This is a genomic window from Pseudomonas sp. DC3200b2 (assembly GCF_049895785.1).
Classification (GTDB): domain Bacteria; phylum Pseudomonadota; class Gammaproteobacteria; order Pseudomonadales; family Pseudomonadaceae; genus Aquipseudomonas; species Aquipseudomonas massiliensis.
In genome coordinates this window covers 215435-236075 of sequence record NZ_JAFCTA010000006.1, presented here as the reverse complement: position 1 = coordinate 236075, position 20641 = coordinate 215435, and the positions used below count along the sequence as shown (strand labels likewise).

Genomic DNA, 20641 nt, shown 5'->3' with positions numbered 1-20641 from the left:
TTTTTCGTTTTCAGGTCTGCTATCGAACGCGCGGCAGGTTCTTGAAAGCCGTCAACGCGCGCGCCCGGCTCTCTCCCAAGTCTACCCGCGGCAATGGATAATCCAGGCCCGAAGCAAGGCTTTGCCCTTGCCGAGGAAGATGAACATCCTTCGGTGCCAGCGACTGCAATTCGGGCACCCAGTGCTTGATGAACACGCCCTGTGGGTCAAAGCGTGCCGACTGGCTGACGGGGTTGAACACGCGGAAGTAGGGCACCGAATCGGTTCCAGTCGAAGCGCTCCACTGCCAACCACCGTTATTGGCCGCCAGTTCTCCATCGATCAGATGCCGCATGAAGTGGCGTTCCCCCAAGCGCCAGTCGATCAACAGGTTCTTGCTGAGAAACATTGCCGCAAGCATGCGCAATCGGTTGTGCATCCAGCCGATGGTCGCCATTTGCCGCATGGCGGCGTCGATGATGGGAATGCCGGTCCGGCCTTCGGCCCAGGCGGCGAAGTCCTCCGGTGCGTCTCGCCACGGCAGGGCCTCGGTATGGGGCTTGAAGGCTCGATGACGCGAGACGCGTGGGTAGCCGACCAGGATATGTTTGTAGAACTCTCGCCAGATCAGCTCGCCTACCCAGGTGGTCACCCCGGCCTTGCCGCTTTCCAGCTCACCCTGATTGGCCCTCAATGCCGCATGCAGGCACTGGCGTACCGAGACTACGCCCGCGTTCAGATAGGCGGACAATTCGCTGGTGCCGGGGCGCGCGGGCAAGTCCCGCGCCACATGGTAGTCGTCGATGATGCCATCGACGAAGGTCTCCAGGCGGCGCGAAGCTTCCTTGGCACCTGCGGGCCAATGCGCGCGGATGACCTTCGACGTAGCGGCGAAGCCTTCCAGCCGCTCGGGTAAAGGGTCGCTGGGCAGATCGAGGGGCGCCTGTGCCCGGGGCTTGCCACCTACGCTGGGCAGCCCGTGGTAGAGCTGCTCCATGCAGGCACGGCGGAATTGACCGAACACCTGGTAATAGCCGCCTGTGCGGGTGAGCACCGTACCGGGCCGGAACAGACTCTGATCCAGGTGGCTGGAAAAACCGATACCCTTGGCTGTGAGCACGGTTTGTACAGCCTGATCACGGGTGCGCTCGTTGATCCCGTATTCTTCGTTGCAATGCACGGCAACTGCCCCAATTTTTTGGCAGAGCGCCGAAAGCAGCGCGGGGGCCTCTTTCCAGTAGTCAAGGGTCCGTACCAGCAAGGGGATGTTCAGTTTCGCCAACTGGGGCTGCAATGCGCGCAGGTTGCGCAGCCAGAAGTCGACCTTGCAGTCGGCGTCGTCATGGGCCCGCCACTGGGCCGGGCTTATCACGAACAGGGCCACGGTGGGCCCTGCCTGGCAGGCAGCAAGCAAGGCGGGGTTATCTTCCAGACGCAGGTCGGTACGCAGCCAGACCAGCTGGCGCGGGGAGGGATGGCTCATGGAATTCCTAGAACAGACTGTGTTGCCGTAGCGTCAGATGCGCGGCCAAGGGGTCGCTGGCCTGGAGTAGCCCGCGCAGGTCAGCGCGTTCCTTGAGTGCCTGGCCATGAATGATCACGGCCGGCCCCGCCAGCATGACCGGGCAAGGGCAACCGGCCAGGACGCGAGCCAGGTTATCCAACTGCAGCGGGCGTGCCGAGTGAAGCACCAGGGCACGGGCAGCCAGGCGATCGGTGGCCAGGGCTATTTCGCTTGCCGGCAATGGCCAGTCGAGCACTTCGATCGGGCAATCGGCGCTACTGGCCAGCCATGCGGTCAGCCACAGCTCAGGGTCGAACGGGACGTCACTGTGCTTGATCAGCAGCAGCGGTGGCCCGCTCAGTTGACGGTTGTTGTGATAAAGCCGCGTACCTAGCTTACTGCGCAGCCAGCCGTGGAAAAACGCTTGCTCGAGCTGGGCGCCGTACTGGTGCTGCCAGCGCAGGTGCAAGTCGCTGAGCAATGGCAGCATCAGGCGCTCGCACAGAGTAGTAGGTGGATAAAGGGCCATGGCCTGGTTGAACAGCTCATCCAGCCGGCGTTCGGCTAGCTCGCCGATGGCACGCACAAGGTTTTCGCGCAGTGGCACCCAATCGCTGGGCGTGGGAGCCGCCAGGCGCTGTTCCGGGGTATCGAGCAAGGCCTTGATCTGGCTTACCGACACGCCTCGGTTCAACCACGTAAGAACCCTGTGGATGCGTTCAAGATGCTCTGGTGAATACAGCCGGTGCCCTTTCGGGGTGCGATGCGGTACCACCAGCCCGTAGCGACGTTCCCAGGCACGTAGCGTCACAGGGTTTACGCCTGTGCGCCTGGCTACTTCGCGTATCGGTAGCCAGCCCAGGGCCACGGCATTGTCAGGCAGCGCAGCGTCAGCGCCAAGCGTATCGAAGTCGGGTTCCGGTAGTGCAGTCATAGGTCAGATCGCATTGCGCAGGCTCAGGGCTTCAGGGTGGGGTTGCAAGTACACCTGGTCGCGGATGTAGGGGTGCGGATGCAAGCGGAAAAGGTGCTTGAGCAAGGTAAGGGGCACTACCAGGGGCACCATGCCTTGCCGGTACTGACTGATCAGCTGCGCGACTTCCTGACGGCCTGGGCTGTCCAGTGAGCTTCGCAGGTAACCTGCAATATGTTGCAGGACGTTGGCGTGTGTTCCCCGAGTGGCACAGCGACGCAAGGCGGCCATCAGCTGGCTGAAGTACCTGGGGGCGATCTCGTCGACCTCGGCACGGCCCATCGAGCCTAGCAGGCGGCCGAGAGCCTTGTACTGCTGAGGATGATTGGCCATGAGCTGGTACTTATAGCGAGCATGGAAAGCCAGCAGACGCCCCTTGGTCAAACCGGTAGCCAACAGTAGCTGCCATTGGGCATAGGCGTACACCCGTACCAGGAAATTCTCGCGTAGTACGGGGTCACACAGGCGGCCGTCTTCTTCCACCGGCAGGTCGGGCCGCGCCGCGCAGAACGCCTGGGCGTACAGGCCGCGTCCGGTACCCGGCAGGGTGACGCCGTCTTCCCGGTAGACCTTCACCCGCTCCAGGCCGCAGGAGGGTGACTTGTGCATGAAGATGTAGCCGCAGATATCTTCGAGCGAGCCGGCCATTTTCTCGCCATAACGGAGCAGCGGCGCGGTGACATCCAGGCTCGCATGCACGCTGCCGCGGGCCTGGGGACGTTCAGGGTCGCCTACCAGGCGAATCGGCTCGCGGGGGACCCCCAGTCCCACCGCCACTTCGGGGCAGACCGGCACGAAATCCATGTGTTCGCCCAGCACGCCCGTACAGAACCTGGACACCTTGTGACCACCGTTGTAGCGCACTTCTTCGCCGACCAGGCAAGCGCTGATGGCCAACTTGGGGCGGAAGCCCTCGGGCAGGGACGGCAGGTCCGCACTGGGACAATCACGCATGGCAACCTCGTGACAAGTTATACAAACTAATCTATTTGTACAGCAGTGCGATCATAGGTTCCATGCAATCGTTGTCAAGGCCTCGTCGGCAAGCCTCAGGCGATCTTGCCGGCTCGCTATTGCAAATGCTCGAGCAGTCGCCGGGCGGCCTCCTGGCCGCTGAGCCAGGCGCCCTCTACCCGGCCGGACAAACACCAGTCGCCACAGGCATAGATGCCCAGGTCCGCATCGCCCAGCGCGCCCCATTCATGATTGCCCGCAGGCCGCGCGTACAACCAGCGATGAGCAAGGGCGAAGGAGGGCGATGGCACGGCGCAGCCGACCAGCTCGGCAAAAGCCCCATGCAGGTGCTCGATGACCGCTTCCCGGCTCAGGTCGATGTGTTCGCGGCTCCACTCACTGGTGGCATGCAGTACCCAGGTATCGCCGGCACTGGCGCGGCCCGGCTTGCTGCGATCGCGGGCCAGCCAGTCCAACGGACTGTCCTGCACGAAGCAGCCCTGCATACGGGTGTCCAGCGGGTTGTCGAATCCCAGCGCCACCGCCCAGGTTGGGTCCATTTTCACGCCGGCCACCACGGCGGCCAGCTTGGGCGCGGCGGCCAGCAAGGGCGTAGCCTGCGGGGCGGGCACCGCGCATACGACCTGGCTGAAAGGCCCATGGCTGGCCCCCTCGCCATCGAGCAGGTGCCAGTAGTCCTTGCCCCGAAACACTTCCGTCACACGACAGCCGTAGACGGCTGGAAAGTCACTGATCATGGCGCGAGTCAATGCGCCCATGCGCGGGGTGCCCACCCAGCGCGTCTGTTCGTCCGGCGAGGGACTGAGCTGTCCACCCTTGGCGTTGAACAGCATCGGGGCCCATTCAGCGACGTGCCCCTCGGCCTGCCAGCTTTGCAGCTGGCTCACGAAGCGGCGGTCACGCGCGGTGAAGTATTGGGCGCCCAGGTCAAGCGAGCCGGCCTCGCTGCGCTTGCTTGACATGCGGCCGCCAGGGCCTCTGCTTTTATCGAAGATGTGTACGCGTTGGCCTGCCTTCACCAGTGCGCCGGCAGCGGACAACCCAGCGATGCCGGCGCCGATGATTGCGATTGGTACGGTCATAGTGCCCTCTTTACGAGTTCTCGAATGCCAGGCTTTGGCAATAAAACCTGTACAATCGGAAAAACTAGTATAAGCCTGGTTTCATTGTCTTCTGTCTGTCGGCCTATGGTTAATCTGAGATCGACCTTGGTAATTAGTGCCTCGCACAAGCAAAAATAGACGATCACCCATTGGTTTCGGGCGCAAGGAGAAAGACCGCTATGCACATCCTGCTGACCGGTGGCACCGGCTTGATCGGCACGCAGCTATGTCGGTACTGGGTAGGCTTGGGCCATCGCCTGACCGTGTGGAGCCGCCACCCGGAGCGGGTGGCCCAGCGCTGTGGCCACCGGGTACGCGCGGTAAGAGAGCTCGAAGAACTCCACAGCGAACCGGTGGATGCGGTGATCAACCTCGCCGGCGCGCCCATTGCCCAGCGCCCCTGGACACGGCACCGGCGCAACCTGCTGTGGGCGAGCCGGGTGGCGCTTACCGAGCAATTGTTGGCGTGGCTCGATGTTCAGCCACGGCGGCCGCGACTACTGATTTCCGGCTCCGCTGTCGGCTGGTATGGGGATGGTGGCGAGCGGCAACTCGACGAGGACTCGCCGCCAGTCAGCGAAGACTTCGCCAGCCAGCTGTGCATCGCATGGGAAGAAACCGCCCAGCGTGCCCAAGCCCTTGGCATCCGGGTCGTGCTGCTGCGTACCGGGCTGGTGCTCAGCGCTGAGGGTGGAATGCTGCGCCAGCTGTTGCCAGCCTTCCGGCTCGGGCTAGGCGGGCCTTTGGGCAACGGTCGGCAGTGGATGCCCTGGGTGCACATCGCCGATCAAATCGCGTTGATTGATTTTTTGTTGAACGCCCCTGATGCCAGCGGTCCTTATAATGCCTGCGCGCCGCGACCGGTTCGTAACCGGGAGTTCGCCCGCCGCCTGGGCAAGGCGCTGCATCGGCCAGCGGTGATACCGATACCCGGCCTGGTGCTCAAGACGGGCTTGGGCGAGCTGTCCGGCTTGCTGCTCGGTGGGCAGCGGGTACGGCCCCGGCGTCTGGAAGAGGCCGGTTTCGAATTTGGATTTCCCGACCTGCAGCCAGCATTGGAAGACCTTTTGCACCGCTCATGAATTAGGACCCCGCATGACCACTCACGCTCTGTTGCTCGTCAACCTGGGCTCACCCGACGCCCCCGAGGTGGAGGCCGTACGGCGTTACCTCAATCAGTTCCTGATGGACCCTTACGTCATCGACCTGCCCTGGCCCTTGCGGCGGCTGCTGGTGTCCTTGATCCTCATACGGCGGCCGGAGCAATCGGCCCATGCCTACCACTCCATCTGGTGGGACCAGGGCTCGCCCCTGGTCGAGCTGACCCGTCGGTTGCAGGCCCAGATGCAGTCCCGCTGGGCCCATGGGCCGGTGGAGATCGCCATGCGCTACGGTGAACCCTCCATCGAGCGGATGCTGGCCGAGCTGGCCAGCCGCGGCATCCAAACGGTGACCTTCGCGCCCCTTTATCCTCAGTTCGCTGACAGCACCGTTACCACCGCCGTGGAGCTTGCACGCCAGGTCATTCGGGAGCAGGGGGTGCCACTGGCCCTGAAAATATTGCCGCCGTTCTATGATCAGCCAGCGTACCTCGATGCTCTCGCCGCCAGCGCGCAGCCCTGGCTGGAGCACGACTTCGACCATTTGCTGCTCAGTTTCCATGGCTTGCCGGAAAGCCATATCAAGAAGCTGCTCCCCAAAGGCAGCCGTCACTGCTTGACTGACGCGGACTGCTGCCGTGATGCGACCGCCGCAGAACGGGCCGTGTGCTATCGCGGCCAGTGTATCCAGACCGCCCGCGCCTTCGCAGAGCGCGCAGGTTTGCCGGAAGGCAAATGGTCCGTATCGTTCCAGTCGCGGCTGGGCAAGAACAAGTGGATCGAGCCTTATACCGAGGCCAGGCTGGATGCGCTGGCAGCCAAGGGTGTGAAGCGTCTGTTGGTGATGTGCCCGGCGTTCGTTGCCGATTGCATCGAAACCCTGGAGGAAATCGGCATCCGTGGCGCGGAGCAGTTCAAGGAGGCCGGTGGCGAGGAGCTGGTGCTGGTGCCCTGCCTGAACGACAACAGCCAATGGGCCGATGCGCTGGCCACGCTATGCGAGACCTTGCCTCGTTAGGCTGGTAAGGTCCCGGGAGTGATGAAAGCTGGCGAGCGTGCATGGGATATACACGGCTCGCCAGCCTCGACGCCTGTCAGGCCGCGGGGCGGCGGTTGGGCAGCAGCAGGTTGAGGGCAATGGCCACCAGGGCGCACAGGGCGATGCCCTTGAGGCCAAAGTCGCTTGGGCCCGGACCGGTGCCGATCAGGACGCCGCCGATTCCAAAGACCAGGGTTACGGAAACGATTACCAGGTTGCGCGCTTCGCTCAGGTCAACCTGATGGCGAATCAGGGTGTTCATGCCTACCGCGGCGATGGAGCCGAACAGCAGGCAGAGAATCCCGCCCATCACGGGTACCGGGATGCTTTCGAGCAAGGCCCCGAATTTGCCGATGAAAGCCAGGCTGATGGCGAAGATGGCCGCCCAGGTCATGATCTTCGGGTTGTAGTTCTTGGTCAGCATCACCGCGCCCGTGACCTCGGCGTAGGTGGTGTTGGGCGGGCCGCCGAACAGGCCGGCGGCGGTGGTGGCCAGGCCGTCTCCCAGAAGCGTGCGGTGCAGGCCAGGGGTACGCAGGTAATCCTTGCCCGTCACGCTACCTACCGCGATCACGCCGCCGATGTGCTCGATGGCCGGCGCCAAGGCTACCGGGACAATGAACAGAATCGCCTGGAGATTGAATTCCGGGGCGGTGAAATGGGGCAGGCCGAACCAAGGCGCGGCGGCGATGCGCGCGGTATCGACCACGCCGAACCAGAACGCCAGGGCAAAGCCGACGATCACTCCGGCGAGAATGGGCACCAGGCGGAACAGGCCACGGCCGAACACGGCCACGATCAAGGTGGTCAGCAGGGCGGGCATGGAGATGAGCATGGCGGTGCGGTAGGGGATCAGCTCGCTGCCGTCGCCTGCCTTGCCCATGGCCATGTTGGCGGCGATCGGCGCCATGGCCAGGCCGATGGCGATGATCACCGGGCCGATTACCACCGGCGGCAATAGGCGATCGATGAAGCCTGTGCCCTTGATCTTCACGGCCAGGCCGAGGAAGGTGTACACAAAGCCGGCCGCCATTACGCCGCCCATGGTCGCGGCCAGGCCGAACTGGCCCTTGGCGAGGATGATCGGGGTGATGAAGGCAAAGCTGGAGGCCAGGAACACCGGCACCTGGCGGCCGGTGACCAGTTGGAACAGCAAGGTGCCGAGCCCGGCCGTGAACAGCGCGACGTTGGGGTCCAGGCCGGTGATCAAGGGCATCAGCACCAAGGCGCCGAAGGCTACGAAGAGCATCTGGGCGCCGGAGATCACCTGTCGCCAGAGCGGATCTTTATACTCGTCCGACATGCTCAGGCGTCCTTCTGCTTGGTGCCGAAGATCTTGTCGCCCGCATCACCCAGGCCAGGGATGATATAGCCGTGTTCGTTGAGCTTCTCATCGATGGATGCCGTGTAGATCTGCACGTCCGGATGAGCTTTTTCCACGGCCTCGATGCCTTCGGGCGCGGCCACCAGCACCATGGCGCGAATGTCCTTGCAGCCGGCCTTCTTGAGCAGGTCGATGGTGGCGACCATGGAGCCGCCGGTGGCCAGCATGGGATCGATGATCATCGCCAGGCGGGCCTCGATGCCGGTGGCCAGTTTTTCCAGGTAGGTGTGAGCCTGCAGGGTTTCTTCGTTGCGGGCCACGCCTACGGCGCTTACCCGCGCGCCCGGGATCAGGCTGAGCACGCCGTCGAGCATGCCGATGCCGGCGCGCAGGATCGGCACCACGGTGATTTTCTTGCCGGCGATCTTCTCCGCCTGGACCGGGCCACACCAGCCGTCTATTTCATAGGTTTCCAGAGGCAGGTCCTTGGTGGCCTCGTACGTCAATAGAGCACCCACTTCCTGTGCAAGCTCGCGAAAATTCTTGGTGCTGATATCGGCACGGCGCATCAATCCCAGTTTATGACGGATCAGCGGGTGGCGGATTTCGCGAATGGGCATGGGAAAACATCTCCGAGGGGGTCTGAAAAATGCGCGGTAGATTAATCTATCCACAGTCCAATGTCTGGACGTTAGTCCAGAAACCCTTGATTCGTTCGGCCCGGATGCGTACCTTTGCCGCCTTTTACCCGGACCCCCCTGGAGAGCGCCATGCCCGCAGATCTCGAGCACATTCGTCAAGTCATGCGCGAGGCTGACTGCCTGTACACCGAAGCAGAGGTGGAGGCGGCCATTTCCCGCGTGGGCCAGGAAATCTGCGCGCGCCTGGCCGACCGTAACCCGGTGGTGTTCTGCGTGATGAATGGCGGGCTGATCTTCGCCGGCAAACTGCTTACCCACCTGGACTTCCCCCTTGAAGCCAGCTACCTGCACGCCACTCGCTACCGCAACGAAACCCGTGGCGGCGACCTGTTCTGGAAAGCCAAGCCGGAAATCTCCTTCATCGATCGTGATGTGCTGATCATCGATGACATTCTGGATGAGGGGCATACCCTCAGCGCCATCATCGATTTCTGCCGTCACGCCGGGGCCAGCGCCGTGCATACGGCAGTGCTGATCGACAAGGCGCATGACCGCAAGGCCAGCCCGGACCTGAAGGCAGACTTCGTTGGCCTGCCGTGCGTAGACCGTTTCATCTTCGGCTATGGCATGGACTACAAGGGCTACTGGCGCAACGCCGCTGGGATCTACGCCGTCCAGGGTCTGTAAGGCCGGCGCACCCTATGCTTCGGCAGCGGTGATGGTGTTACAGTGGCAGGCCTCGCTTCGGAGCCTGCCATGCGCCTCGTTCTTCCCGCCTTGCTGATGCTTGCCTGTTCGATGCCCCTGGCGGCCGCGCCGCTGCATGAACAGTACCTGCCGCCGGACGACCAGGGGCTTCGCCAAGGCGAGCCTGAGCAGCAACAGTTGCTTCAGGTCACAGAGTTCAGCCTGGTGGCCGGCAACCAGCGCCTTTCCAATCAGCAGCCAATACCGGTCACTGCCCCCGTGGCCTTGCGATTGAAAGGCAAGCCGCTGAGCAAGGGCACTACCCTCAACCTGGTGATCGTCACCTTCGACGCCGAGAGCAAAAGCCTGAAGCGGCCGACCTTCGACGAACAGACCCACGTACTGAGCCTGAGCTATCCACTGAACCAGTACCGCGTGCTCATGGACATGCTACGCAACGACCAGGTGTATGTGCAGTTTCTCACTTACCCCAACGGCCATGTCTGGGCCGACCTGCACACGGGCGCGGTCAAGGTCCGTTGAGCCGGGGGTAGGGCGGCGGTACACTGCCGCCCCTCGGGTTATCCACAAGGTGAACAGGCAATGCGTAAAGACAAGAAGCAAATCATCGGAGACGAGATCGGCGATGAACAGATCAAGCTGTTCCTGGGCGTGGAACCCGCCGACGATACGCCGCCTTCGCTGCACAAGCTGGTGAAAGCTTATCGCGGGCTGCGGGTGGACGACTTCGAACGCTTCGTGGGCTTTTTCGTGGAGGCCGGCTATGACCTCAACGCCAAGGATGCGCGAGGGCAGGACTTCATCGCGCAGATCCAGGACCAGCGCAATGCCGAGGAGTACATCGAGATCGTTCGCAAGGCGGCGACTTCGGCATAAACCCGCCGGGCGCCGCTTCAGCCTGGACCGAAGCGGCGCGGCCTTGGGTCAGGCGTAGCGCTCGCCGTCCGCCTGGCCAGCGGAGGCCAGGTCCAGCTTGGCGTTGTTGCGGTCGAACACTTCCCGGTATAGGGCAGCGTCCGTCGCCAGGGCCTTTTCCCGCGCGGGGAAGATTTCCTTGAGCTTGTCGGTCCAGGCCTGGGAGCGGTACTGCTCGGGGAAGCAGCGCTCGATCAGCTCCAGCATGATCGACACCGTCACGGACGCGCCAGGAGAGGCGCCGAGCAAGGCGGCCAGCGAGCCATCCCTGGCCGAGACCAGCTCGGTGCCGAACTGCAGCACACCGCCTTTCTTCGGATCCTTCTTGATGATCTGCACCCGCTGCCCGGCCACTTCCAGGCGCCAGTCCTCGGCCCTGGCTTCTGGATAGAAGCGCCGCAGGGACTCCAGGCGCTGTTCCATGGACTGCATCACTTCGCTCACCAGGTACTTGGTCAGGTCCATGTTGTCACGCGCCACGGCCAGCATGGGGCCGATATTGCCCATGCGTACCGACAATGGCAGGTCCATCAGCGAGCCGTGCTTGAGGAACTTGGTGGTGAAACCGGCATAGGGCCCGAACAACAGCGACTTCTTGCCATCCACGACCCGGGTGTCCAAGTGCGGTACCGACATGGGAGGCGAGCCTACCGCCGCCTGGCTGTAGACCTTGGCCTGGTGCCGGTTGACGATTTCGGGGTTATCGCAGCGAAGCCACTGTCCGCTGACGGGGAAGCCACCGAAGCCTTTGCTTTCCTCGATTCCCGACATCTGCAGCAACGGCAGCGCGGCGCCACCGGCGCCAAGGAAAACGAAGCGGGCATCGAGCTGGCGGGTGTTGCCGCTGTGCACGTCCTTGACGTCCAAGGTCCAGCCGCCGTTGCGACGGCGCAGGCCGACGACCTTCTTGGAATACTTGACCTGAGCGTCGCTGGTGCTTGCCAGATGGGCCAGCAGCAGGTTGGTCAAGGCACCGAAGTTGACGTCAGTACCCTTGGCCACACGGGTTGCCGCCAGTCGCTCGGTCGTGGGACGGCCGTCCATCATCAGCGGCATCCATTCCACCAGCCTGGCGTGGTCCTCGGTGTACTCCATCTCGGCGAACGCGTGGTGGGGCTTGAGGCTCTCGTAGCGCTTCTTGAGGTAGGCAATGCCGCTTTCGGCCACGTAGCTCAGGTGCGGAACCGGGTTGATGAACGCCTTGGGCGAAGGAATCGCACCCTTGCCGGTGAGGTAAGCCCAGAACTGCTTGGAAACTTCGAACTGGGTATTGATCTGCACCGCTTTCTTGATATCGATGGAGCCGTCCGCGGCCTGCGGCGTGTAGTTCAGTTCGCAGAGGCCTGCATGCCCGGTACCGGCGTTGTTCCAGGGGTTGGAACTTTCCGCCGCGCCGGAATCCATTGCTTCGACCACTTCCAGCCGCAGCGTGGGGTCGAGCTCCTTGAGCAGCACCGCGAGGGTGGCGCTCATGATACCGGCCCCGACCAGGACCACGTCGACTGCTTCGTTCTGCGCCATTAACGCATCTCCAAAATCTTCTGCATCAAATAGACAGCCAAGGATCCCGGTTGCTCCGCAGGCCCGCATCGACGCGGGGAGGCAGGGAGCCGCCAAAGGCCATGGCCGATTCTTCTGCGCTCACGCTGCCCTGCGCCTCAGACCCCGGCGATGCGCCCATGTACGCACGGGCGAAGGCCGGGGGCAATAGACCAATGGTCCAAGGCGAGGGCGGCGGGAGTGGATCACCGGGAAGTCATACCCCGGCGTGATGACTGAAACGGGAACGTTAAGGCTTTGCTTGCTGACGCAATGTTGTTCATTTTTTGCTCGCCACACTCTCGTGAAGTTGTGAAAACCGTGTGTTTTCCACGCTCTTTTGGAGTCTTGAACCTCAAAGGGAGCACGGCCGCGAGGGCCAGGCTCCGAGGTCGTGTGGCGGATGCAGGCACACCGCGCCACCGACCCGTGGAAGCCTCTCTGTCGATGGCGCTGGAAAGCGACGGTGAGTGTCGGCAAGGCAGCGGGGCCCGATCAGGAGACATCCTTGTAATCGGGGCCAGATTATAGCGATCTACTGGGGAAAATAGCTGCTGGAACCGGTAAAAGTTCACCACTGTCTGAACAACAATCATCGAGCATCGGCCCGCGCCCTGCTTTTATCTGGGGCGCCGGCCTTTTGATGAGCAGTGACTGGCGTTTCGTTATACTGGCGCCTCGTGCCTATTTCTGGAGATCCCGCGCATGTTGCCACGTCTGTTGTTCGGTTTGATCGCTGCCTCCGCCCTGGCCCTGGCGGGCTGCGCCAACAGCCCTCAGCAACTCAACCCGCAGCCGCGAATCAGCGAGCAACTCGCGCCCGTGGGTCACGGCCAACCGGTAGTGGTTCGGGTGGTCGATGGCCGGCCTTCGCCGACCCTGGGCACTCGTGGCGGGCTGTATCCGGATACCAGTGCGGTCTCGGTCAATGGCGCCGATCTGCTGCCCAAGTTGCAGGCCCAGGCCGAAGCCGCCGTGCGCCTGCTGGGCTTCACGCCAAATGCCAGCGCCTATAACGCACCGCAGCTGACCATCACCCTGGCCGACCTGAAGTACCAATCGCCCAAGGACAAGATGTACGTGACCGAAGCCACCATTGGCGCCACCTTCCGTGCGGACGTGCAGAACGCCAGCGGTCGTTACAGCGGGCGCTATTCGGCGTCGCTGGATCAACGCTTCGGCATGGCCCCGAACCAGGAAACCAACAACAAGCTGGTAGGCGATGTTCTGAGCGACGCGCTGACTCGCCTGTTCAAGGACCCGACCATCGGCCAGAAACTGTCGCAGTAAATTGGAGAGGGAACGGGCAGCGGGCAGCAGAGATGGAGGCCTTCTCGATCTTCAATGCCTGTTCCTTGTGGGAGCTAACGGCAGCTAGGGACTGGCAGTGAGCTGAACATCCGCCGGCTCCGCTGGCGCTCCTGGTCATGCCGCCTCGATGCGCCAGTCCAGCAGACTGATCCCGGTGTCGGCGTCCACTTCTGGCCAGTGCCGATGCGCCCGGCCCCCCAGGGCGCAATAGACCAGCCAGCCGGAATCCTGCACATTGACCGCCAGGCCATCGATCAGCGCTTCCTGCTCCTCGCTGGGGGTGATGAGGTAGAGGCGATCCTGATTGTGGGCGTGCAGCATGTCGGGGCTCCGTCGAACTGTGGTTCCAATGTGGTCGCACAGCCTGACGGGCTTCGATGACCGTTGTATGACGACAGGTCGTCAGCTGTCCAACGGTAGGCCGGCCTTGACCCGGTACTGGTTGCGCACGGGGCAGGCATACTGGGCGACCAACCAGGGTCGATGTTCCTCGGGGCAGGTTTGCAGCCGACGCTCCCACTCCGCCTGGGCCTTTTCCAGCTCATCCCGCCCGAACAGGCGGTCCGCGGTCGGCACTGCCAGCGTCGGATCCGCGCCCTCCCACTGGGTATAGGCCAGGTAATGAACCGGGAACAAGCGGTACCCGCCCAGCACGCAGCGGTCGATTTCCGCTGCCAGCAACCGCGCATCCTCGAATGCGGTGGTAATGGGAGCGGAAAAATTGATATGCACCCGCCCCTTGTAGCCGGTGATGCCCTGGGCGATGCTGATGTCGTCTTCCCCGGGCGCCTTCACGTAGCCGCCGGTAGTGGAGCGAATGTAAAGCTCCCGGGCCTTGGCCAGGTCGCAGGGGTCGTATTCGTAGCTGATGGACACCGGTGTCAGGTTCAGGGAACGGATCACCTCGGCGAAGGGCTCGTCCTTGCGGCTCATGTGGAACATCTTGAGGATGGCCGAATCGGTACGGTCATCGCCGTCCTTCGCCCGCCCCTCGGCCTGGGCGATCCATACCGACTGGCAATCGGTGCGCAGGGAATGGTTGATGTAGGCCGACAGCAGTTGATAGGACGCCAGTTTCTCCCGCCGTCCCGTGAGCGAGCGGTGCACGATGAAACTCTTGTTCAGGCGCATGAGGTCGCTGACGAAGGGCTTTTGCAGCAAGTTGTCGCCGATGGCGATACGCGGGGTCGGCAGGCCGGCGTGGTACACGGCATAGTTGACGAACGCCGGGTCCATCACGATATCGCGGTGGTTGGCCAGCAACAGGTAGGCACTGCCGCGCTGCAGCTGCTCCACGCCGGTATAGGTCACCCCATCGGTGGCGCGCTCGATGGTATGGTCCACATAGAGTTCGACCTTGTCCTGCAAGGCTGCCACGCTTTCGATGCCGGCGAACTCACGGCGCAGCTTGCGCGCGATCATCGGCCGCAGCGCCCAGCCCAGGGTATTGGCGAAGCGGGGAAAGCGAAAGCGGGTGAGGATGTCCAGGAAGGCCGGATCGCCCAGCAGGCGGCTCAGGACAGCTTTGACCTCGGAATCGTCGTAGGGCCGGATGGCATCGAATTCGCCCATATGTTCTCTTGTAGGAAACGGCTAGGGTTATAAACAAGCTCACCATTATACGCATAACTTGCAGGGGTAGCCCGATGCTGGAAACCGAGCGGTACCAATGCCCATGCTGTGGAGAAATCGTGGAAGCGGTGCTGGACCTTTCCGCTGACGAGCAAACTTACATCGAAGACTGCCCGGTATGCTGCCGCCCTCTGGAGTTTCACCTGGTCACCGATGGCGAACGCTGGTCGCTGAGCGTGCGCGGCGAGAACGAATGATGCGCCGTGTCTATGAGCCCGAGACCTTGCTGGAAGCCGAGATGCTGCTCAGCATGCTGGGCAATGAAGGCATCCAGGCCCACCTGAGCGGCCGCCATCTAGTGGGCGGGGTAGGGGAGTTACCCGCGCTTGGCTTGCTGGGGCTACTGGTGGCCGACGAGCAGGCCGAGCGCGCGCGGTCGCTGATCGGTGCGTACAATGCCGCGCTGGTGCTGCCTGCCGACGAGCCGGACAGCTACCCAGGTACCCTGTTGTGCTGAGCTGGAGTGCGTTTGCATGTGCGGTCGTTTTGCGTTGTTCCGATGGGCTCCGGCCTTCGCTGGCCTGCCAGGTTTCCCGGCAGGGCACCAGGCCCATTGGAATATTTCCCCAGGCCAGCAGGTGCTTATCCTGCGGGCCGAGGCGGATGCGCACGCGCTGGCCCCGGCGCGCTGGGGGCTTACGCCGCCCTGGTTGACCGATATGTCACGGACCCCCGCTCATGCCCGGGCCGAAACCCTGGCCGAGCAGCCGATGTTCCGCGAAGCCTTTCGCGCCCGGCGCTGCCTGGTGCCGGCCAATGGTTTCTACGAATGGCGAGGCACGGTGCGCAAGCGGCCTTACTGGCTCACTCCGGCCCAAGGCTCGTTTCTCTATTTTGCCGCCGTCTGGGAGGCCTTTCCTGTGCAGGAGCAGGTGTGGTTAAGCATGGCCATCGTCACCCAGGCCGCGGCCAGCCAGCGCCGCCCCATCATTCTGGACGAGGCGGCCCAAGCCGCTTGGCTGGACCCTGCGATGCCCTTGCCCCGGCTGCATTCGGTGCTGGCCCAGCCGCCAGCGCCGCTGTTGGAGCGGCCGCTGGCCAACCTGGTCAACGATCCCAAGCTCAATGCCCCGGAGTGCCTGACGCCGGCAGTGTGAAGATCGCGCATTGTGTCCAGCCTGTTACCTTGCTGCTAGCATGGCGCTCTGTAGCCACAGGGAGCCTTCCATGCGCAAACCGTTCATCCTTTCCGTCCTGGCCAGCAGCCTGCTGCTCGTGGCCTGCCAGGCGGTCAACACCACCAGCGGCGACGCCGTAGGCGTGGAGCGCAAGCAATACATGTTCAGCATGCTCTCCACCGAGCAGGTGAACCAGATGTACGCTCAGTCCTATCAGCAAACCCTGTCCGAGGCTTCGGGCAAGGGTGTGCTGGACAAGGGCAGCAGTGAAGCCAAGCGGGTACAGGCGGTGGCTGACCGCCTGATTGCCCAGGCCCCGAAACTGAGACCGGACGCGGCTCAGTGGAACTGGGAAGTGAATGTGATCAAGAGCGATGAGCTCAACGCCAACTGCGGGCCTGGCGGGAAAATCATCGTGTACACCGGCCTGATCGACACCCTCAAGCTCAGCGATGACGAACTGGCCGCGGTGATGGGTCATGAAATCGCCCACGCCTTGCGCGAGCATGGTCGGGAGGCCATGTCCAAGGCCTATGGCATCGAAATGGCCCGCACGGGCGCGGGGGCGTTGCTGGGTTTGAGCCAGGACAGCCTGGCCCTGGCCGATACGGTGGTGCAATACAGCCTGACCCTGCCCAACAGCCGCGCCAACGAAAACGAAGCGGACCTCCTAGGCCTGGAACTGGCAGCCCGGGCAGGCTATGACCCCAATGCGGCCATCAGCCTGTGGAAAAAAATGACCGCGGCCGAGTCGGGCAACGCACCGCCGGAATTCACCAGTACCCACCCCTCCAGCGCCAATCGCATCGCCGCGCTGGAAGCGGCCATTCCCAAGGTTCAGCCCCTGTACCAAGCGGCCCGCAAAAGTTAAGCCCAGCCGCTGACCTTCATTGCTTCATAGACGGCGAACGCGGCCAGTACGAAGAAGGACAGGGCCGCCAGCCGGCGGATGAGGGTCAGCGGCAGTTTGTCGGCGGCAAAGTTGCCGGCGAGCACCACGGGCACGTTGGCGGCCAGCATGCCGAGGGTGGTACCGATGACGACCAGAATCAGATGCGGGTATTGCGCCGCCAGCATTACCGTGGCGACCTGGGTCTTGTCGCCGATCTCGGCCAGGAAGAACGCGATCAAGGTGGTGACGAACGCGCCATGGGCCTTGCCGGTGCGGGTCTCATCGTCGTCGATCTTGTCAGGCACCAGGGTCCACAGGGCGGTGGCGGTGAAGCTGGCGGCCAGTATCCAGTGCAGGACGGTATCGGACAGGTAGCTGCTGACCAGGGCACCGACGGCGCCTGCCGCGGCATGGTTGGCCAGGGTAGCGGCGATGATTCCGGCGATGATCGGCCAGGGCTTGCGAAAACGCGCGGCCAGGATGAGTGCCAGCAGTTGGGTCTTGTCACCGATTTCGGCGAGCGCTACCACGCCGGTAGGGACAAGGAGCGATTCGAGCATCACGATTCCTACAGGGGCGGGTCAACACAGCTATGACACGTACAGCCTCCCCGCCCCGGGTAAGGTGAACGTGTCATAGGTCTTGTCAAACCGGCCGGTGCCACGGATGGGCACGGAGGTCGCAGCGCCATGGCCTGAGGGCCAAGTATGTTGACGCATGCCAGGATTCAGGCTGCCCTGCCGACATTGAGCCGTGACTTGAGCTGCGCTACCTGAACCCCATGGAGACTACTCCCCTAGGACGGAGCGGATTCTGCCTAGCCGCCCCCCAAAGCGCAAGCGCTTTCAGCGCGCGGCCTGGTAGACGCGGAAGCCATCGCCTTCGGCCAGTACCTTGCATTCGCGCAGATGGGCTTCAAGCAAGGGCTGGTAGCGCAGGAAACTGTTGGCCACGATGCGAACCTGGCCGCCCGGCGCCAGGTGCTCCCTGGCTCGTTGCAACAGCGCCTCGCTGGCGCGGTAGTCGGTGTGCACGCCAGTATGGAAGGGCGGGTTGCTGACGATTGCGCTCAACCCTTCGGGCGCCGCGGCAATGCCATCGCCGCAGGTCACCTGCGCGTCAAGACCATTGGCGTCCAGGGTCAGGCGAGCGCTGGCCACGGCAAAGGCATCCACGTCCAGCAAGGTTACCCTCGCCTGTGGGTAGCGACGCTTGAGCACCGCGCCCACCACGCCGGCACCGCAGCCGAAATCGAGCATGTGGCCCAGGGGCAGGGCGTCCAGTTGCCCCAGCAGCAAGCGAGTGCCCCGGTCCAGTCGACCATGGCTGAACACCCCGGGCAGGCTGACCACGTTCAGGCTGGCCGCCCCCTCCACTTCGAGAGTAAAGCGCTGGGCAAGGCTCTCCAGGTCTGGCGCGGCCGGTGCCTGCTCGATATCCACCTGCCACAGCTGACAATGACGGGCGCTGTCGAGCTTGCGGGCGCGGCCGAAGCTGTTCAATTGCCGCGCCGCGCCTTCGATGCCGCCGCGCTTCTCGCCCACCAGGAACAGGCTGTGCCCGGCTAGGCGGGCGGCAAGCGCCTGTAACAGGTAGCCGGACAATTCTCGTGCCTTGGGCAGGAAAAGCACCGCGGCCGTGAAGTCTTGGCTCGGCGGCGTCACGCCAAAGCCTGTCCGCTGGGGGTAGCGCGCAGACAGGGCGGCGTGATCCGCCGCGTTCCAGCTCCAGCCAAGGGCTTGGGGTAGCTGGCCGAGCAGGCCATCGGCGGGCAGCCCGGCCAGCAGAACACGGCCTTCGAAAAGAGAGGCCTGGCGAAGCAGCACTTCACTGCGCGGGTCCATTGGCAAGTTCCTGGCAAAAATGCCGAGTTTACCAGAGGCGCTTCAGGCCACCACGCGTAGCGGCTGTCCGGCGAAGAACGCCAGGGCGTTCTCGCTCATCTGACCGATGATGCGTTGGCGGGCCTCTCGACTACCCCAGGCACAATGCGGGGTGATGATCAATCGCGGCACCTCGCGGCTGAGCAAGGGGTTACCCTCGGCTGGAGGCTCCACGCTGAGCACGTCAGTGGCGGCTCCGCCCAGGTGTCCGTTGCGCAATGCCTCGACCAGGGCGGACTCATCGACGATGCCGCCCCGGGCGGTATTGACCAGCAACGCACCGGGCTTGAGCATGGCCAGTTCGCGAGCGCCGATCAGGCCGCGGGTATGCTCGGTCAATGGGCAGTGCAAGGTAAGCGCGTCCACCCTGGGAAGCAGCTCGGCCAAGGGCAGGCGGCCTGGCCGGACAGGGCGCCCGGGCAGTTGTCCGAGCAGCACCTGCATGCCAAAGGCTTCGGCCAGGCGGGCCACCGCGCTTCCCAGCTCACCATGGCCAAGCAGGCCGAGGGTTTTCCCTTCCAGCTCCATGATGGGGTAGTCCAGCAGGCAGAACTGACTAGCGCGCTGCCATCGCCCCTCGGCCACGGCCTTCTGGTAGTCGGGCAGGCGAGTCGCCAAGGCCAGCAGCAGCATCAGGGTATGCTGGGCCACGGAAGGCGTACCATAGCCTTGGCAGTTGCACACCGTTACCCCCCGGCGTGCCGCCGCGGCCAGGTCCACGTTATTGACGCCCGTGGCGGACACCAGTATCAGCTTGAGCTCGGGGCATTGGTCCAGGGTCGCCTGGTCGATCATCACCTTGTTGCTGATGGCGACCTGCGCGCCGAGCAGCCGGGCGGCAACGTCTTCCGGCGCGGTGCGCTCGTGCAGGTCGAGGCTGTCGAAAGCCTGGCGCAAGGGGGAAGCATCCAGGTCACCCAGGTCCAGAGTGCTGTAATCGAGGAAAACGGCGTGATGGGTTGCAGTCATGGGGCCTCTTTGCATTGAACTGTATCTGTCAGGGGGGCCAGCGAAGGGTTAAGGTAACCGCTGAACGGTTTTGTTACATCACAAGGAATGCCTTTATGTATTGGAGTGAGTTCCTGGCCGTAGCGGCCATCCATCTGCTGGCGGTGGCCAGCCCTGGGCCGGATTTCGCCGTCGTGGTGCGTGAGAGCGTGACCCATGGTCGGCGCGCAGGTACCTGGACGGCCCTCGGGGTTGGCTCGGCGATCTTCCTCCATGTGGGGTACTCCTTGCTGGGCATTGGCCTGATCGTTTCGCAGTCCATCGTGCTGTTCAACGCATTGAAATGGCTGGCCGCGGCTTACCTGCTGTATATCGGCTTCAAGGCCTTGCGCGCCAAGCCCGGATCGCAACGTCCGGACCAGGCGGCAAGCCAGGCGCCACTCAGGTCAGCGAAGGACGCTTATGTCGCCGGTTTCATGACCAATGGGCTGAATCCCAAGGCAACCCTGTTCTTCCTGTCGCTGTTCACGGTGGTGATCAATCCGCATACACCTTTGTTCATCCAGGCCGGCTATGGGGTATATCTGGCATTGGCCACCGCCGCCTGGTTCTGCATGGTGGCGCGCCTGTTCAGCCATGACCGTGTGCGCGCCGGGTTCGCGCGCATCGGTCATTGGTTCGACCGCACCATGGGTGCCGTGCTGATCGCCTTGGGCGTGAAGATCGCGCTCAGCGAAGTGCATTGATGCCGCGCATCGGCACTGCCGCCGGGGACGTTCAGGTTGCCACACGCTTACACGCCGCTTCCTGACAGCGCCTGATCAGGTTCAGGATCCGTCATCCGCGCGGGCTGAACCTGGCCAGGCCGCGTGCTAGAGCTATCCGGCCACGCCTTTGACTTGCCAAATCGACGATTTGGGCCATGCTTGCCTCCGTTCGTGGCGCTTCCCCAAAGCCCAATTGGCCATCACTGGTAAATATTGTGATACATCACCGCAAGAGCATTCGCGCTGGGCTGGCTATAGTCGAATCGGGGCTGCCTGACTGGTCTGCAAGC

Annotated in this window: 23 protein-coding genes; 11 read left to right on the top strand and 12 right to left on the bottom strand. The window is 63.4% G+C overall.

Translation table 11 applies throughout. The annotated features are described in order from the left end of the window. Window positions 1–19 precede the first annotated feature (19 nt). The 4 genes from ACP691_RS18360 to ACP691_RS18345 form a co-directional block, all read right to left on the bottom strand. Window positions 20–1462 carry a cryptochrome/photolyase family protein gene (locus tag ACP691_RS18360; protein WP_426152192.1) on the bottom strand — a complete coding sequence of 481 codons (1443 nt, stop codon included), beginning with the start codon at window positions 1460–1462 and terminating at the stop codon, window positions 20–22. A 7-nt stretch (window positions 1463–1469) separates the two neighbouring features. Next, entirely contained in the window at window positions 1470–2417 is a 948-nt protein-coding gene (locus ACP691_RS18355) for a MerR family transcriptional regulator (protein ID WP_426152190.1), read from the bottom strand. A gap of 3 nt (window positions 2418–2420) precedes the next feature. Beyond that, complete coding sequence (locus tag ACP691_RS18350) at window positions 2421–3410, bottom strand: YbgA family protein (protein ID WP_426152188.1); 990 nt, start codon at window positions 3408–3410, stop codon at window positions 2421–2423. 116 nt (window positions 3411–3526) lie between these two features. Next, window positions 3527–4513, bottom strand: a complete 987-nt coding sequence (locus tag ACP691_RS18345; protein ID WP_426152186.1) for an NAD(P)/FAD-dependent oxidoreductase — start codon at window positions 4511–4513, stop codon at window positions 3527–3529. A 200-nt stretch (window positions 4514–4713) separates the two neighbouring features. On the opposite strand from ACP691_RS18345, the gene ACP691_RS18340 reads away from it, so the two are divergent. After that, entirely contained in the window at window positions 4714–5616 is a 903-nt protein-coding gene (locus tag ACP691_RS18340; protein ID WP_426152184.1) for a TIGR01777 family oxidoreductase, read from the top strand. Window positions 5617–5629: 13 nt separating this feature from the next. After that, window positions 5630–6652: a ferrochelatase gene (gene hemH, locus ACP691_RS18335; RefSeq protein WP_426152182.1), complete on the top strand. Its 1023-nt coding sequence runs from the start codon at window positions 5630–5632 to the stop codon at window positions 6650–6652. A 76-nt stretch (window positions 6653–6728) separates the two neighbouring features. On the opposite strand, the gene ACP691_RS18330 is transcribed toward hemH, so the two are convergent. Together ACP691_RS18330 and upp are read right to left on the bottom strand one after the other, a co-directional pair. Next, entirely contained in the window at window positions 6729–7976 is a 1248-nt protein-coding gene (locus ACP691_RS18330) for a uracil-xanthine permease family protein (RefSeq protein ID WP_040261328.1), read from the bottom strand. A gap of 2 nt (window positions 7977–7978) precedes the next feature. Continuing rightward, window positions 7979–8617: a uracil phosphoribosyltransferase gene (upp, locus tag ACP691_RS18325; protein WP_426152180.1), complete on the bottom strand. Its 639-nt coding sequence runs from the start codon at window positions 8615–8617 to the stop codon at window positions 7979–7981. 150 nt (window positions 8618–8767) lie between these two features. Between upp and ACP691_RS18320 the strand changes: the two genes are divergently transcribed. The 3 genes from ACP691_RS18320 (at window position 8768) to ACP691_RS18310 (ending at window position 10222) form a co-directional block, all read left to right on the top strand. Next, complete coding sequence (locus ACP691_RS18320; protein WP_426152178.1) at window positions 8768–9325, top strand: hypoxanthine-guanine phosphoribosyltransferase; 558 nt, start codon at window positions 8768–8770, stop codon at window positions 9323–9325. A 69-nt stretch (window positions 9326–9394) separates the two neighbouring features. Beyond that, on the top strand, window positions 9395–9868 hold the full coding sequence (locus ACP691_RS18315; RefSeq protein ID WP_426152176.1) for a hypothetical protein: 474 nt from the start codon (window positions 9395–9397) through the stop codon (window positions 9866–9868). Window positions 9869–9928: 60 nt separating this feature from the next. Beyond that, the gene (locus tag ACP691_RS18310) at window positions 9929–10222 is read left to right on the top strand and encodes a PA4642 family protein (RefSeq protein ID WP_426152174.1); all 294 of its coding nucleotides are present in this window, start codon (window positions 9929–9931) and stop codon (window positions 10220–10222) included. Window positions 10223–10270: 48 nt separating this feature from the next. Here the strand turns inward: ACP691_RS18310 and mqo are convergent, their stop codons facing one another. Beyond that, the gene (gene mqo / locus ACP691_RS18305) at window positions 10271–11782 is read right to left on the bottom strand and encodes a malate dehydrogenase (quinone) (protein ID WP_426152172.1); all 1512 of its coding nucleotides are present in this window, start codon (window positions 11780–11782) and stop codon (window positions 10271–10273) included. A gap of 723 nt (window positions 11783–12505) precedes the next feature. Between mqo and ACP691_RS18300 the strand changes: the two genes are divergently transcribed. Further along, window positions 12506–13090, top strand: a complete 585-nt coding sequence (locus tag ACP691_RS18300) for a YajG family lipoprotein (RefSeq protein ID WP_426152170.1) — start codon at window positions 12506–12508, stop codon at window positions 13088–13090. A gap of 135 nt (window positions 13091–13225) precedes the next feature. On the opposite strand, the gene ACP691_RS18295 is transcribed toward ACP691_RS18300, so the two are convergent. Then, window positions 13226–13432 carry a hypothetical protein gene (locus ACP691_RS18295; protein ID WP_426152168.1) on the bottom strand — a complete coding sequence of 69 codons (207 nt, stop codon included), beginning with the start codon at window positions 13430–13432 and terminating at the stop codon, window positions 13226–13228. A gap of 81 nt (window positions 13433–13513) precedes the next feature. Beyond that, a complete protein-coding gene (locus tag ACP691_RS18290; RefSeq protein ID WP_426152166.1) occupies window positions 13514–14683 on the bottom strand; it encodes a 1-acyl-sn-glycerol-3-phosphate acyltransferase in 1170 nt (389 codons plus the stop codon). Between the two features lie 74 nt (window positions 14684–14757). On the opposite strand from ACP691_RS18290, the gene ACP691_RS18285 reads away from it, so the two are divergent. The 4 genes from ACP691_RS18285 to ACP691_RS18270 all read left to right on the top strand — a co-directional run bounded on the left by ACP691_RS18285 (window position 14758) and on the right by ACP691_RS18270 (window position 16732). Continuing rightward, window positions 14758–14940, top strand: a complete 183-nt coding sequence (locus ACP691_RS18285) for a CPXCG motif-containing cysteine-rich protein (protein ID WP_426152164.1) — start codon at window positions 14758–14760, stop codon at window positions 14938–14940. Continuing rightward, window positions 14940–15200 carry a putative signal transducing protein gene (locus tag ACP691_RS18280; protein ID WP_426152283.1) on the top strand — a complete coding sequence of 87 codons (261 nt, stop codon included), beginning with the start codon at window positions 14940–14942 and terminating at the stop codon, window positions 15198–15200. The genes ACP691_RS18285 and ACP691_RS18280 overlap by 1 nt, the downstream gene beginning before the upstream one ends. Window positions 15201–15216: 16 nt before the next feature. Continuing rightward, window positions 15217–15840: an SOS response-associated peptidase gene (locus tag ACP691_RS18275; protein WP_426152162.1), complete on the top strand. Its 624-nt coding sequence runs from the start codon at window positions 15217–15219 to the stop codon at window positions 15838–15840. Between the two features lie 70 nt (window positions 15841–15910). After that, window positions 15911–16732 carry a M48 family metallopeptidase gene (locus tag ACP691_RS18270; protein ID WP_426152160.1) on the top strand — a complete coding sequence of 274 codons (822 nt, stop codon included), beginning with the start codon at window positions 15911–15913 and terminating at the stop codon, window positions 16730–16732. On the opposite strand, the gene ACP691_RS18265 is transcribed toward ACP691_RS18270, so the two are convergent. From ACP691_RS18265 to ACP691_RS18255, 3 genes are all read right to left on the bottom strand, one after another. After that, a complete protein-coding gene (locus tag ACP691_RS18265; RefSeq protein ID WP_426152158.1) occupies window positions 16729–17313 on the bottom strand; it encodes a TMEM165/GDT1 family protein in 585 nt (194 codons plus the stop codon). The two genes, ACP691_RS18270 and ACP691_RS18265, sit on opposite strands and share 4 nt — an antisense overlap. 285 nt (window positions 17314–17598) lie before the next feature. Next, window positions 17599–18597 (bottom strand): methyltransferase, encoded by a 999-nt coding sequence (locus ACP691_RS18260; protein ID WP_426152156.1) that lies wholly within the window; start codon window positions 18595–18597, stop codon window positions 17599–17601. A gap of 42 nt (window positions 18598–18639) precedes the next feature. Continuing rightward, window positions 18640–19605, bottom strand: a complete 966-nt coding sequence (locus ACP691_RS18255) for a 2-hydroxyacid dehydrogenase (RefSeq protein WP_426152154.1) — start codon at window positions 19603–19605, stop codon at window positions 18640–18642. 95 nt (window positions 19606–19700) lie between these two features. Between ACP691_RS18255 and ACP691_RS18250 the strand changes: the two genes are divergently transcribed. Beyond that, complete coding sequence (locus tag ACP691_RS18250) at window positions 19701–20330, top strand: LysE family translocator (protein WP_426152152.1); 630 nt, start codon at window positions 19701–19703, stop codon at window positions 20328–20330. Window positions 20331–20641 lie beyond the last annotated feature (311 nt).